This window comes from Hyphomicrobium sp. ghe19, from assembly GCF_902712875.1.
Taxonomy (GTDB): domain Bacteria; phylum Pseudomonadota; class Alphaproteobacteria; order Rhizobiales; family Hyphomicrobiaceae; genus Hyphomicrobium_B.
The window spans coordinates 2053299-2066801 of the sequence record NZ_LR743509.1; the positions used below are offsets into that span (position 1 = coordinate 2053299).

The 13503-nt window shown below is 61.5% G+C and carries 15 protein-coding genes; 4 read left to right on the forward strand and 11 right to left on the reverse strand.

Annotated elements, in window-relative coordinates; translation table 11 throughout:
* Window positions 1–57: 57 nt before the first annotated feature.
* The 5 genes from AACL53_RS09775 to AACL53_RS09795 all read right to left on the reverse strand — a co-directional run bounded on the left by AACL53_RS09775 (window position 58) and on the right by AACL53_RS09795 (window position 4973).
* Window positions 58–537, reverse strand: a complete 480-nt coding sequence (locus tag AACL53_RS09775; protein ID WP_339084317.1) for an RT0821/Lpp0805 family surface protein — start codon at window positions 535–537, stop codon at window positions 58–60.
* A gap of 164 nt (window positions 538–701) precedes the next feature.
* On the reverse strand, window positions 702–2081 hold the full coding sequence (locus AACL53_RS09780) for a sensor histidine kinase (protein WP_339084318.1): 1380 nt from the start codon (window positions 2079–2081) through the stop codon (window positions 702–704).
* Window positions 2071–2742: a response regulator transcription factor gene (locus AACL53_RS09785; RefSeq protein ID WP_339084319.1), complete on the reverse strand. Its 672-nt coding sequence runs from the start codon at window positions 2740–2742 to the stop codon at window positions 2071–2073. The genes AACL53_RS09780 and AACL53_RS09785 overlap by 11 nt, the downstream gene beginning before the upstream one ends.
* A gap of 83 nt (window positions 2743–2825) precedes the next feature.
* The gene (locus AACL53_RS09790) at window positions 2826–3119 is read right to left on the reverse strand and encodes a hypothetical protein (protein WP_339084320.1); all 294 of its coding nucleotides are present in this window, start codon (window positions 3117–3119) and stop codon (window positions 2826–2828) included.
* A 90-nt stretch (window positions 3120–3209) separates the two neighbouring features.
* Window positions 3210–4973 (reverse strand): phage portal protein, encoded by a 1764-nt coding sequence (locus tag AACL53_RS09795; RefSeq protein WP_339084321.1) that lies wholly within the window; start codon window positions 4971–4973, stop codon window positions 3210–3212.
* On the opposite strand from AACL53_RS09795, the gene AACL53_RS09800 reads away from it, so the two are divergent.
* The gene (locus tag AACL53_RS09800; protein ID WP_339084322.1) at window positions 4972–5481 is read left to right on the forward strand and encodes a hypothetical protein; all 510 of its coding nucleotides are present in this window, start codon (window positions 4972–4974) and stop codon (window positions 5479–5481) included. The two genes, AACL53_RS09795 and AACL53_RS09800, sit on opposite strands and share 2 nt — an antisense overlap.
* On the opposite strand, the gene AACL53_RS09805 is transcribed toward AACL53_RS09800, so the two are convergent.
* The 4 genes from AACL53_RS09805 to AACL53_RS09820 all read right to left on the reverse strand — a co-directional run bounded on the left by AACL53_RS09805 (window position 5478) and on the right by AACL53_RS09820 (window position 8952).
* Entirely contained in the window at window positions 5478–7016 is a 1539-nt protein-coding gene (locus AACL53_RS09805) for a DNA-packaging protein (protein WP_339084323.1), read from the reverse strand. The genes AACL53_RS09800 and AACL53_RS09805 overlap by 4 nt on opposite strands.
* Window positions 6934–7458, reverse strand: coding sequence for a hypothetical protein (locus AACL53_RS09810; RefSeq protein ID WP_339084324.1), 525 nt, complete (start codon window positions 7456–7458; stop codon window positions 6934–6936). The genes AACL53_RS09805 and AACL53_RS09810 overlap by 83 nt, the downstream gene beginning before the upstream one ends.
* A gap of 371 nt (window positions 7459–7829) precedes the next feature.
* Entirely contained in the window at window positions 7830–8270 is a 441-nt protein-coding gene (locus tag AACL53_RS09815) for a GIY-YIG nuclease family protein (RefSeq protein WP_339084325.1), read from the reverse strand.
* A 142-nt stretch (window positions 8271–8412) separates the two neighbouring features.
* Window positions 8413–8952: a YcgN family cysteine cluster protein gene (locus AACL53_RS09820; RefSeq protein ID WP_339084326.1), complete on the reverse strand. Its 540-nt coding sequence runs from the start codon at window positions 8950–8952 to the stop codon at window positions 8413–8415.
* 184 nt (window positions 8953–9136) lie between these two features.
* Between AACL53_RS09820 and AACL53_RS09825 the strand changes: the two genes are divergently transcribed.
* The 3 genes from AACL53_RS09825 to AACL53_RS09835 are packed head-to-tail and all read left to right on the forward strand — an operon-like array spanning window position 9137 to window position 12746.
* Window positions 9137–11491: a transglycosylase domain-containing protein gene (locus tag AACL53_RS09825; RefSeq protein ID WP_339084327.1), complete on the forward strand. Its 2355-nt coding sequence runs from the start codon at window positions 9137–9139 to the stop codon at window positions 11489–11491.
* Between the two features lie 17 nt (window positions 11492–11508).
* Window positions 11509–12171 carry a DUF1214 domain-containing protein gene (locus tag AACL53_RS09830; protein WP_339084328.1) on the forward strand — a complete coding sequence of 221 codons (663 nt, stop codon included), beginning with the start codon at window positions 11509–11511 and terminating at the stop codon, window positions 12169–12171.
* On the forward strand, window positions 12162–12746 hold the full coding sequence (locus tag AACL53_RS09835) for a hypothetical protein (RefSeq protein WP_339084329.1): 585 nt from the start codon (window positions 12162–12164) through the stop codon (window positions 12744–12746). Before AACL53_RS09830 ends, AACL53_RS09835 begins: the two co-directional genes overlap by 10 nt.
* On the opposite strand, the gene AACL53_RS09840 is transcribed toward AACL53_RS09835, so the two are convergent.
* Window positions 12743–12949: a hypothetical protein gene (locus tag AACL53_RS09840; protein WP_339084330.1), complete on the reverse strand. Its 207-nt coding sequence runs from the start codon at window positions 12947–12949 to the stop codon at window positions 12743–12745. The genes AACL53_RS09835 and AACL53_RS09840 overlap by 4 nt on opposite strands.
* Window positions 12950–13157: 208 nt before the next feature.
* The gene (locus tag AACL53_RS09845) at window positions 13158–13502 is read right to left on the reverse strand and encodes a DUF1491 family protein (protein ID WP_339084331.1); all 345 of its coding nucleotides are present in this window, start codon (window positions 13500–13502) and stop codon (window positions 13158–13160) included.
* Window position 13503 lies beyond the last annotated feature (1 nt).

A 13503-nucleotide genomic window follows, 5' to 3' on the forward strand; every position in this document is an offset into this window, starting at 1 on the left:
ATCTGTCGCGGATGAGATTAACTTAGCGAAAGGGAGAGAGTTGGCCGCTGCAGCGCGTCAACCGACGTTCTGCCAACTTCCGTCCGAGCTCCGGCAGGCAGTGCCATGCATCTTCTGCGGACGGCCGTCGATGTAAACGGTGTGCGTGTAATCACGGCAATCGGCGACGCCGCGCTTATAGGGTTTGCTCGGGACGATTTCCCCGTAGTGGCCGGTATCGGGATCGCGCCACTGCCGAGGGTTGCCGGACTGGCCGCGCTCGAGAGCGTCATATTCCGCTTCCTGCGCCAAACGGCGATCGCGTTCGTCGAGGCTTTTGCCGATCTGGCTACCAACGATGCCGCCGATGACGGCGCCGCCAATGGTGGCCGCGACCTTGCCGCCCTCACCCTTGCCGATCGAATTTCCGAGGACACCGCCAGCGATGCTACCGAGAACGAGGCCGGTACCGGTATTGTCCACTCCGCCCTGGCCGTTGCTGCAAGCGCAAAGCAAAGTGACTGCCAGAAGCGGCAGCGAAAGGCGCGCGGTGCGCATGGTAAACCCCATTTGTGGCATCCCCCGACACGCCGCTGGCCCCACCGGCGCGTAGTCCTGCAATATTCGCTAGACCGATATTGCGCCGTCGACAAGGCGGAAATCCACCACAATTCGGGCAAATCCCCACTCCATCCGCTGTTGCGATGCGGAATTAACGCGGGTCAGGCGGCGGGGAGTTCAAGAACGGCTTTCAGGCCGCCGTGCTCGGAGGCATCGAGCCTTAACCGGCCTCGATACGACGCCGCGAGATCGGTGACGATCGAAAGTCCCAGCCCTGAGCCGGGTTTGGTCTCATCGAGCCTAAGTCCGCGCTTGCCGATCTTGGCTCTTTGCTCTGCCGAGAGACCCGGGCCATCGTCCTCGACGGTCAGGGTGAGCCTTCGCCGGGTGGTCGTCTCCTGATTATTGACGGTCGCCGTCAAATAAACCCTGTGCTTGCCCCACTTGCAGGCGTTGTCGAGCAGGTTGCCCAACATCTCCTCGAGGTCCTGCTTTTCACCTTGGAACTTGGCACCGGGCTGAACCGCGTAGTCGATCGATATGCCTTTTTCGCGATGGATGCGCTCTATCGCTCTGACCAACGGCTCGGCCGTCGCATCGACGGGCGTGATACGGCCAATGGTGTTCGTCCTCGCGGCGATGCGCGCGCGGTCCAGATAATGCGTAATCTGATCGCGCATCAGATGGGCTTGCTCGGCAACCTTCGAGCCGAATGCGCTTTGATCTTCCCGCGCTTCGTTGGTGATGACTGCGAGCGGGGTTTTCAATGCATGCGCGAGGTTACCGACCTGCGTGCGGGCGCGGTCAATGATGTCCTGGTTTGAATCAATCAGCGCATTGAGTTCGGTTTGCAACGGCTCGATCTCGGCCGGCAACTGGCCTTCGAGGCGTTCGACTTGGCCGGAACGGATACTCGCCAAACCTCGTTCGATCCGGCGCAACGGCAAAAGACCGAAGCGGACCTGGAAAACTGTCGCCGCCAGAAGGCCTAGACCTACAAGCGAAAGCGCACTCGTGAGGCGGGCGCGGAATTTGGCGACAGTTTCTTCGAACCAGTCCATGGGACCGGCGACCATGATCGAATACTTCGTCTTTTCGGGATCGTGCCCGGGGGAATCGATGAATTCGAGGATGCGGATCGTCGAGCCGGTCGGGCCGGGGACGTTCATCCATCGCGTCCCCGTGTCGTCGGTCGGGAACTTCCTGTCATAGGGGGAAGGCAACATTGCAGTTGCGAGGGAGGGCGATACGAGCGTGCGGCCGGGAGCGCCGTCAATCGGGCGTATCTGCCAATACCAGCCCGACTGCGTGACTTCGAAAAGGGGCTCGTAAAGGTTCGGCGGGTTGACGGGCTCGTCGCCCATCGTGCTCATGCTATCGATCGTGATCTGGGTCAGCAGCTTCTTCAACTGAGCGTCAAAGCTCAGCTGCACGTCGTCCCGATACAGCGCGTAAATGATGTAGCCCGCGAGCGGCAGCGCCAGAAGCGTCCACGCTGCCGAAGTTGCAAAAAGGCGCAGCGCAAGTGAGTTAAGCCTCATCCGGTCCTTGGCTCATGCGGTATCCGAGACCGCGGACCGTCTGGATCACGTCGCCGGGAATCTTCTTCCGCAGTCGGCCGATAAATACTTCGATCGTGTTCGAATCGCGATCAAAATCCTGATCGTAGAGATGTTCGACCAGTTCGGTCCGCGAAACCACCCGGCCATTGTGGTGCATCAAATAGGCCAGCAGGCGAAATTCATGCGAGGTCAACTTGACGGGCAAGCCCTCACAGGTCACGCGCGCTGACTTTGTGTCGAGACGCACGGGGCCGCATTCGATTTCCGATTTTGCATGGCCGGACGCGCGGCGGACCTGGGCCCGGACCCGCGCCAGCAACTCTTCCATGTGAAAGGGCTTGGCGAGATAGTCATCGGCGCCGGCATCCATTCCAGCGACCTTGTCGCTCCAGCGGTCGCGTGCGGTCAGAATGATGACGGGCATCTTGCGATCGCTTCGCCGCCACTGCTCGAGAACGGAAATGCCGTCCATTTTCGGCAGGCCAATATCGAGAATGACGATATCATAGGGCTCGGTATCGCCGAGAAAGTAGCCTTCTTCGCCGTCTGAAGCCGTATCGACAGCAAACCCGGCGTCCTCCAGAGCCGTCAAAAGCTGACGGTTTAAGTCCTTGTCATCCTCGACGACGAGCGCTCGCACGGTATGTCCCCTCCCCCTCCTGCACGACTTGCGGACGCTCGGAGATCTCGGCGAGAGATTTCCATCCCGCAACGACGGACCGACTACCGGCCCCTCGCTGTCATAACGGTCGTTCTAAGCTGTCCCGTCGGACTTCTGATGACCAGACGATAAAAATATCCGGCTTCCGTGCGGCACAGCGTGGTCTTTACAAGCTTGCCGATACCATCTGCTGCAAGCGAGCGCGATACCTCCTCGACGGTTATCAGATTTTCCCGGCGGACGATCTGGCCGGCCATGCCCCAGTCGGTCAGGCAGTCGTCAGCGCGCGAGGCGGCGCACGGCAGCAGTACCACTGCCGCAGCCACCGCTGCCACCGTTCTTCCCAAATCGACCATCCGCGCTCTTCCGGAAAAACGACGGTCTAACATAGCGTGTTGAACCGCCGATGAATACGGGAGCCGTTAAGGATTGGCCTGTGAAATTGTTCAACTCTTTCGCAGGCTGAGGACCGAGGACGCCTTGAACCGGCCGTAGATCGCCAGCGCCGTCCCGAACAAGCCGGCGAGCGCCTGAACGGCGATCACGGCCTGATTGCCGAAAGTCTGGATGAGATCCGCGGGCAGGCTCACGCCGATTGCCGGCGCGATGACGGGAAGCACGGTCGCCGCGGCGGTGATCAGCGTTCCCCAAAGCGTCCTCGATTGGGCCCACCATTTCGCCGATTCGTCGATCGTCTTTGCAGATGGCGCTTGGTTGCTCATGTTGGATTCTCCTTTTGCGATTTGTGCCGGCTCCAAGAGCCCGCGGGTCATGCCGTCAGCCGCGCCCCAGGATTTTCCGAGGGCCAATGTCGCGTCGACGCGTTTCAGCCAGCCCCGTCCGAAGCGCCAGAAATGCGGGAGCGCCCTGTACCGGGCGCGCCGGATCTCCGCGTACTCGTCGATCAGATCTGTCAGTCTGCGGCTGCCGATTGCAGAAAGCGTTTCGGGGCCGATTTCGCCGTCGATCGTAACGTTCACGACCTGCTGCAGCATCCGGGTCGCGGCGCCGACGCCGTGGTTCACGGCGGCATCGAAATGCATCAGCGCCAGCGGTGCGGTGAACGCTGCGCACTGAGCGGGGTCGAAATACCGGCGGCGATAGATGGCCTCGACGACGGCTTCGGGGATCGACTTCAGCTCCGAAATGAGCCGCGGGCGCGAGCCGGCGTCGAGCGTCTGGCCTTTGAAGTTGGCGTAAACTTCGAGCGTCACGCCGCGATTGGTCGGGCCGCCGGGATCGTACGGATCATTCGAGTACGTATTGTCGCCCGGAATGCCGAGCAGCATCGGCGGCACGCCAATCGCGAGCGCGATCTCGCGCGCCGCGGTGTTCTTCGCCTCGATGAAGTCCATGTCCTTCGGCGTCAGCGACAGCGGCTTCCAGTCGAGGCCGCCTTCCAAGAGCAGCGGACGTCCGGCAGCGCGCGCGCCTTGGAAACTCCTCTCGAGCTCGCTTTTGAGGCGCGTGAACTGCTCCTCCGTCATTTGACCGTTGGCCGCCGCGTAGACGAGCGCACCCGACGGCCGCGCGGAATTATCGAGCAGCGCCTTGTTCCAGCTCGACGCGGTGTTGTGGATGTCGATCGCGGTCGCCGCCGCTTCGATCGGGCTCATGCCGTAGTGATCGTTGGCCGGATGGAAGAGGCGCACGTGCAGGATCGGACGCACGTTCGCCGCCACTTCGTCGACGAAGCGGACGGAGCGTCCCGCCACGGTGTACTCGTAGCCTTCCGGCCAGCCGTCGAGACCGGGGATGACCTTCATGCGGTCGGGGCGCAGGATGTGCAGCTCGCGGATTTCGCCGTCGAGCGCGACGGCTTCGACGTAGGCGTTGCCCGCGACGAGCAGGAAGCCGTACCAGGCTTCGAGAAAGTCCGTTCCAGTGTGATCGAGGCTCGGCCGCCGGAGCAGATCGATCAGCGGATGATCCTCGATCTCATTCGCGCCCTCATAGAGAAGCAGCGGGATCGTGGCGGCGGCCTCCGCGATCATGCGCACGGAGCGATAGACGATGGCATTCTGCATGAAGCCTTCGCGGGCGAAGGCGGAATAGTCGCGCGGCGCCCACACGGGTTCGCTGAGGTTTTGATAGGCGATGAGCGGGCCTGTAGCAGTCGCTTTTTGGCTCGGCGATTCCAGGATCGTCTCAGAACGCAACCCGGAGGCTTCGAACAAAAGGCTAGCCAATGCCTCCGAGATGCGGGACATGAGAGATCCTTATTTCGTTTCTAGTTTGGACTTCGGCGGTCAGGGCGGTTCACCCATGAAAGCGAACAAGCCAATACTCAATTATCAGGGCACCAAAATTTATGAGAGCTTCAAGAATGGAGCTTCTCTTAGATATTGGTACGCCCTAGTTCCCAATTGCGATGCCGAACGACCCGTGTCGCCGGACGCAAGGCTAGCGCTGCCTGTGGGATATGCGCCTAAACCGATATTCGAGGCCAAGCGTTCTCTCGCACCAAGCGACATATTCGATGTCCGTAGACTTCCTGCGAGGTACACCGCCGGTCTGACGGTTGAAAACGGGGAGCTGCATCGTCCTCTCCGCTTCGATCTGATGCGCGCTGAGCGCGAAGCACATTTGGAAGCAATGCGCCGCGCAATCGACGACGGATACGATTTTAGAATGGTGGAAGTGCCGAAAAAAATCGGTCGAATTCGACACTGGCTAGGAGCCATCGCCCGCAAAACGCTTATTCAGCGAGTTCGTTAGAGCATCCTGACCGATGGTTTGGTCGTATCGCCCAGCAGCAAATCCGTGATCGCCCAGACGAGTGCGTCGGCGCGGTCGGGGCTGCGGCCTTTGACCGTGCCGTCGGAACCGAACGAACACATCTGATCTTCCAGCGCATCGAAACGGCCGACGTGCGCGACGCGGCCCTCCGCATAGAGCGCCGCGACCGGCTCGGCACGAACCCATTTTCCCCGCGTCGCTCTGACTTTGACGACGGGGAAATTCTCGCGAAACTGCTGCAGAACCGAGATGACGAGGTCACCGCCCTGGTTGACCTCGGCCACCATGCGATCAGCTTCGAAATCATCGTATGCACCGAGCGCCGCCCGCGCCCAGAGTTCCGGCGTGCGACCCTGGATGGTGCGATCCGCCAAGATGTAGGCGCGCTTGTCGACGCCCAATCCCGCGACCACGATCCCGCAAGCGTCCGACGACGCCGTCGCCGTCACCGGCGGATCGAGGGCGACGACGACGCGTTGCATCTCGGGCGCGTTTTCGACGCGCGCCTCTTCGATCCAATGACGCCGCCAAAGGCCGTCGCTCGCATCTTCGACGATCTCGCCGAGCAATTCCTGCCGGCCGATGGCGGAGCCCGCGTAGCGGCGCGTCATCTCGGCGAGGAACGTCGGCGCGAGGTTCGTCGCGTTGTCAGCGGTCGCCAGGTTGACGGTCACGGTCGCCTCGTCGGCAATGATCTGTTTCAAAAGCTTCGTGGCGCGCGGCGTCGTCGTCACGCAAACGCGCGGCGCTTCGCCGAGGCGGAGTGCGAACTGCAGCATGTCCCAGGCCCTTTCCGCGCCGCGCCACTTCGCGAACTCGTCGCACCAGGCGGACGTGAATTGCGGGCCACGCAGCGCTTCGGCTTCGTCAGCCGAGAACAGTTCCGCAATCGCGCCGTTCGGCCACGTCAGTCGCCGTTTCGAGGGCTCGAACAGCGGCCGCTCTTTCGGCGGATGTATTGCGAGCAAGCCCGACTGGCCTTCGATCATGACGTTGCGCACGTCGGCGAGTGTTTTGCCGACCAGCGCGATGCGAGTGTCTTTTGCTGGCGCGGTGCGACGCTCTTTTGTTGGCGCGGTGCGACTCGCGTTCCGCGAGCCGGCCGCAGCGCGCGGGCTTGTTGCTTCGTCCGAGGTCTCGGAAAGAGCGAGCGATCTCACCCACTCCGCACCCGCGCGTGTTTTGCCTGAGCCTCTTCCTCCGAGAAGCAGCCACACACGCCATGCTTGGTTTGGCGCTTCCGACTCGCGTTCCGAGAGCCGGCCGGAAGCGCCGGACGTGTTGGTCGAGTCTTGCGCAACATCGAGCGCACCCGGCGGCCGGCTCCCCGCAGGGGAGTCGCCGGGTGCAATCAATAAAGGCGCGAGCTGCTCGTCGCGGGCCCATAGCTCCCAGTCGTGAGAGATGAACTCGAGTTCGTCCGCGCTCAGCTCATTCAGGATTTCGCTGAGACGACCGTTTGTGATTGAGGCGTTCAAGACGTTCCGCAATTTCGCGGCGTAGGTTTTCCGCATGGGCGAGCGCCTCCTTGCTCTTGGCGTCACCTCCCGTTGGCTTCCGCTTCGTCATCACGCGTTGCATCTCAACAGCTTTCTCCAATGCATTGACCATTTGCGACAGGGCGCGGGACGCTCGTTCGCGATCCTGGGACGTCAGACCTTTTTGCTTTTCGAGCTTCGTCAGCTCGCCATCGATCGTGTTGTAGACGCGCTGTACGAGGGCATTAGGCTTTGCTCGCGTGGGTGTCGCCGTCTTCCGAGCCGGACCAGACCGCGCGGGTTTCGCTGCGACATCGCTCGCGACAGCTTTCGTTTTCGATGCGCTCGCGCCTTTTGAGGCCGCGCGCTTCGGCTTCGCCTTTGGCTTTTCCTCCGGCGGATCGTCGTCGTTCGTTGCAGCCGCCTTCGTCGTGAGGACGCGCGAAGTTGTTCGCCGCACGATCGATGCCGCCGCCATGCACACTGCCTTTTTGGATTTTGTGATTATCGCCGCGGAGGGTGGACGTAGACGCCAAAGGCCACTCTCGGTGGCCCCTCACACTTTCCGCGTTATACAGAAACCTAACCGAAGAGCGTTACGCTGTCAACGACGAAAGCGACATAACGCATTGAAATCCTTTTATAAAACAGCGACCATCAGGGCAAACCTTCCAATTATAAGTTCGCGCGCGAGAGCGAGGATAAGTTTCCACGCATTTTGAAAATCTTTGTCATGCCGACGAAGGTCGGCCACTCAAGGCCGGCATCAACAGACGCTATACGCAGGCTTGCATGGATCCCGGCCTGCGCCGGGATGACGGAGACTAATCGCGAAACGCGTCCTCCTGCTCAATTCGACAACGCTCGCTTCTGAGCCGACCGCATTCGATTGCCGAACGGCAACGCGCCGACCTCATTCCGAAATGCATCGATCATAGTTTTCTCTGCATTTGCAAAATCCGTCGCGTCACCCCAGTAGAGTTGGGTCAAGCCAGTCAGCAACTTGATGTCCTGACCACCTCTATGCGGGCTCGATCTGCCGTATTCGTGACGATAAAATTGAGCGATACGCTTCCGAAGCCGGGTCGCTCGTCCGATGTAAATGATCTCTTGGTCAGCATTCCAACGCTTCAGTTGGTCTTCCGACAAGTTCTGCGTGAAGTTTGCAGCTGTCTCGGCAAGAGCGATGACATAAACACCGGAAGAGGTGTCATTTACGGGGCTGCCCCACGGCACGGGCCCGCGCATCTCTATGGAAGCTCTTCGAAAGAGTTCGGGAACGGATAGCATTGCACTCCCCCCACTTCTTGTTTCGCCCTGTGTGAGCACTTTCTACGATTCGCTGGTTCCGAGCGAACGCACCCTCGCGCTGGCCTAGCCACCATCATGGCCGGCGGAGGCTCAGTCGACGACGCAGCGGAAGCTTCAGGCGCTATTCGGCGGGTTCGGATGGAATTTGCGGGGTGCCGGAACGATGGCGGTTTTGATCTTCATCCTCTTCAGGCCTCAGATCCGGAATAATGTATTTCCAATAATTCTCTTCTTTGACGCGACGTTCGCTCATCGCGAAGCTGCGGACGGAAACACCGGCCTGATGCACGGTGTCGGGCGAACCTGAGACCAGCGGGTGCCACCACATCAGGTCTTGTCCCTCACCGACAAGGCGGTAGGCGCATGTCTTCGGCAGCCAGGAAAGCTCGCGCGCGCGTGCAATATCGATCTCAAGACAATCCGGCATCTTCTTGAAGCGATTGGGATAGTCCTTGCAGCGGCAGGTCCGAACATCGAGCTGCGCGCACGACAGGCGCGTCAGGTAGACCTCGGCCGTGTCCTCGTCCTCGAGCTTAACCAGGCAGCATCGACCGCAGCCGTCGCACAGAGCTTCCCACTCGTCGCGGTTCATCTCTTCGAGCGTCTTCGTGCGCCAGAACGGTGGATCGTTGCCGTCCAACATCAAGTCTTGCTCTTCCATTGTCGGTTCAGTCGCGATAACCACAATTTCGTCGACTTACGCCGTGTAACGTCGGCAATTCGGTTTAAGCGGCGCGTCCTACTGGAAGCGTCGCGATTGTTGTTGCAAGAAAGACTCTCGCTGTTGAGGGCTTAAGCCCACGTCTCACGCGTGACAAGAGCGACGTCGTTAGGGTGGCCGTTTCTTGAACGACTGGTTTCACAGACAGGGCGGCCGCGACCGCTTCATCGACTGGCTCAGGCTCGATTCGCAGATCAATTCCGCGCTCGGGGAAGCATGGTCGCGCGTCAAAGACTACTGGAATGCCGGATCGAGCTACTTTGCCAGATTCCAGCTCGTCGGCTGGCGCCGCCTCCTCAATGAATTCGCCTCCGAAAGCCTGACGATGCTGTTCGGCGGCTTCGTCGTTCTTTACGGGCTCGCACTTCCGGCGTTCGAGGAATTCGATGAGAGCAAATTTCTGACCGGGCGCTACGCGGTCAAATTCCTCGACGTCAACGGTAACGAGATCGGCCGCCGCGGCATTCTCCACAACGACGCGGTGCCGCTGGAAGATATCCCTGACGTCCTGATTAAGGCGACGCTGTCGACGGAAGACCGGCGCTTCTTCGAGCACTACGGCATCGACGTTCTCGGCACGATGCGCGCGCTCGTCACCAACGTACAGGCGAACGAGGTCGTGCAGGGCGGCTCGACGCTGACGCAACAGCTCGCGAAAAACCTGTTCCTATCGTCTGAGCGCTCGCTGCAGCGAAAGATCAAGGAGCTGTTTCTCTCGTTCCTTCTCGAGAGCCGCTACTCGAAGCGGGAAATCCTGAAGCTCTATTTCGATCGCGCCTATATGGGCGGCGGCACCTTCGGCGTCGAAGCGGCGTCGCAATACTACTTCGGCAAGTCCGTTCGCGACATCAACATGTCGGAAGCGGCCGTGCTGGCCGGTCTCTTCAAGGCGCCTTCGAAATACTCGCCGCTCGTCGATCTGGCGGCGTCGCGCGCGCGGACCAACCAGGTTCTCGATAACCTCGTCGAGGCCAAGTATTACACGGCGGGCCAAGTGCATTCGGCGCGCATGAACCCGGCGAAGATCGTCGAGGCGCGCACCTCGACGAGCCCCGACTGGTATCTCGATTGGGCCTTCGAAGAAGTTCAGCGCCTCGCCGACGGTAAAAATCAGTTCGTGCTGACGGCGCGGACGACGGTCGACCTGACGCTGCAGCGGCAGGCCGAAGAGGCTCTCGCTGCGGCTCTGCGCAAGGAAGGCCGCGATCTCCACTTTAGCTCAGGCGCGATCGTCCTGATGGAGACGGATGGAAAAGTCCGGGCGATCGTCGGCGGCCCCGACTACGGCGAAAGTCAATTCAACCGCGCAACCCACGCCAAGCGCCAGCCGGGCTCGTCGTTCAAGATCTACGTTTATGCGACTGCGATGGAGAACGGCTTCACGCCGGAGACCATCGTCAGAGACGCGTCGCGTTCGTGCGGAAACTGGTCGCCGTCGAACTACGGCGGCGGCGGCGGCTCGGGCTCGCGGATCCCGCTCTGGATGGCGCTGGCCAAATCGTTGAACACGGTTGCGGCAGAGCTGTCGTTCGTCGTCGGACGGGAAAAGGTCGTCGAGATGACCAAGCGTGTCGGCATCGAGGGCGTCAAGAAAACCTGCTCGATGGCGCTAGGCGACGGCGGCATCACCGTTCTCGAGCACACCGGCGGCGTCGCGACATTCGCGAACGGCGGCAAGCTCGCCAAGCCCTACGGCATTCTCGACATCACGACATCGAAGGGCGATCTTCTTTATTCGCGCGAACGCGACGAACCGCCCCCGCGCCAAGTCGTGTCGCGGCACGTCGCCGAAGAGATGAACGTCATGCTCAATCGCGTGGTGACGGAAGGGACGGGCGGCATGGCCAATCTCGATTTCACCAACGTCGCGGGAAAGACCGGCACTTCCACCGGTCCCAAGGACGCATGGTTCATGGGCTTCACCGGCAAATACGTCGCGGGCGTCTGGATCGGCAACGACGACAACCGGCCGATGCGCTCCGGCGTCACGGGCGGCCATCAGGCGGCGCCGATCTGGCGCGACCTGATGACGGTCGCGCACACCGACATGAATATTCCGACCATTCCGGGCCTCGCCCCGCATCCGCGTCAGGTTGCCGAGCAACAGCGCCTTGCGGAAGTCAGAGCAGCGCAAGTCGCGGCGGGCATTGAACCGGCGCAGCTTGCAGCGGACGCGAAGACGCAGGCCGTCCTGCCGTCAAAGACGCGCGATGCTCTCAAGGTTCTCGTCTCGGCGCTTCGCAAGGCGAACGGCCAAGCGGAGGCCGCGCCAGCGGCCGCGTCCGGACCATCGCATGCCCCAGCGTCACCAATCGATCCGAAGCAGGAGGCGCCACAGCCTGCGACCCGGCCGGAGGCTCCGAAGACCGACCGGCGCGCGACATTGCTTGACACATCTCACGACGATCTTTCAGTACCGGCGGCAACGCCGTCCGCGTCGCCGCCAACGAAGTCACCGGCTCCAGCAGCTACCCATTGAAACAGGAAGCCACGGTCTTGGCATCGGTCGAACTCGAGCCAGCAGCGATATCGCCGCAATCGCGCTACAGCGTGATGCGCACGATCTTCGCTATCCTGCTGCGCGCGATCGGGCTCATTCTGACGATCGTCCTCGCCTTCACCGTCGGCGTCTGGTCGAGCCGGTACATGGTTGCGCGCGGCTCGCCGCTGTCGACGGACATGTACGGGCCCTGGCAACAGTGGCGCGACATCGGCCGCGAAAGCGCGGACCCCTACACCAGGGCCCACGTCGTCACGACGGGGAAGCTCAGGATTTCAGCCGACAGCGCCGGCACCTTCGAAGCGCGAACCGACTCGCAAGGCGCGCGGCTTCATTCCTCGTGCAACTACGTCGTCGAAGGCGCGAACATGCGCGGCTTATGGTGGAGCCTCGCCGTGTTCGATGCGCGCGGCAATCTCATCAGCAATGACGCCGACCGCTACGAGTTCACGGCCGACACGATCGCCCCCAATCCGAACGGCTCGTTCGTCGTCACGCTCGGCCGCGACGCGCGACCGGGCAACTGGTTGCCGACAAGCGGCGCGGGGCGTCTCGTGCTCGTCTTGACCGTGCTCGATCCGGCGACGGGTCTTTCGGCCGACGAACGCGCGGAGCGGAACAAGCATTTGCCCGTCATCACGCGGGAGGGATGCTCGTGAGATTGCTTCAGCGCTTCGACTTCCGGCTTCTCGCGATCTTCCTGCTGGTCGCGGGGATCGTGCATCTCATCGCGACATTCATGGCGGTCAACGACGCGCGCGGATCGGCTTATACTCGACTTGCGCGCTCTTTGCCGAAAAATCAGATGACGATTGCCGCCCCCGTCACGCCGCAGCACCAGCCGCTGCCTTTCCTTGCGCCCGACGAGCACTATGCGTTCTGTCTGTTCGATACCGCCGATACGACGATACGCGTTCGTGCGCTGCTTCCCGATCTCGGCTGGACGATCGGCATCTACGCGCCCGACGGACACAATCTTTATTTTGCTGCCGCCTCCGCTGATCGGGAGACGACGGTCGATCTATCCATAGTACCCGCGGACGATCGCTTTCTCGGGCTGCCGCAATCGAGTTCCACGAAAACCGGCGTCACGCCGCAAGCGGTCGATACGCAGCAGTCGATCGCAGCGGAAAAAGGATTGGTCGTCGTTCGCGCTCCCGACAAAGGCGATCCTTACCGCGCGGACGAACAGGCGATCCTCGCCAAGGCGTCGTGCGCTCCGGGCGGAGCTTAGGAGTTTTTTTCGGAGTCGAGGTTGAGCGTATCGCGCAAGCTTCGCCGCGGCCTCTTCGGCTTATTTGACTGTTCGTCGCCGAGCCGCTCGTAGCGCACACCCGGGAAAAACACGATCTCGGCCGACTGGCCTGCTCCGTATGCCGCGAGCACCGAAGACGCTGTCGGTTTAGGCGTGGTTTTGAACGCGATAATCGTTGCCATTTGTGTCCCCCCGCGCGGGCTTCTGCCCATGCCGTGCGGCACTTCCCGCCTTGAAGGCTCCCGCCACGGGACACGGACGAAATACTGTCCGTACACTGACTAGTGGCGTGAATGCGTTGCGGCCGCCAGAATCATCGCAATCAATGAAGTAGAGTCCGGGAGTTCTTAACGGACGGTAAAATGAAATCCAGAACGTCCGGTAGCGTTGCTAGCTCATCAATTCGTCGCCGAGAAAGTGCCGCCCTTCGCGGTCCTCGATCTCGACGATCCAGACGTCGCTGTCGAACTCGGCTTCGCGTTTCAGGAGCTTCTCGGCGTCCGCATCAGGCACGAAATCCTGCTTGAAGCGCGCGACCCAGCGCCGGTCGACGTCGGCGTCGTCGAGGCCGGCCGGTGCGGGGGAGAAAACGGCTGCGGTTTGATCGGGACGTACGATCTTGATGAAGACCGCTCCCGCGTCGTCGTCGCCATGACGCGCGACGACGCCATGCGCGCCATTGACCTGGCAACGACGCAGATAGGCTTTGACCCAGATTTCGGTTTTGAGGCGCATC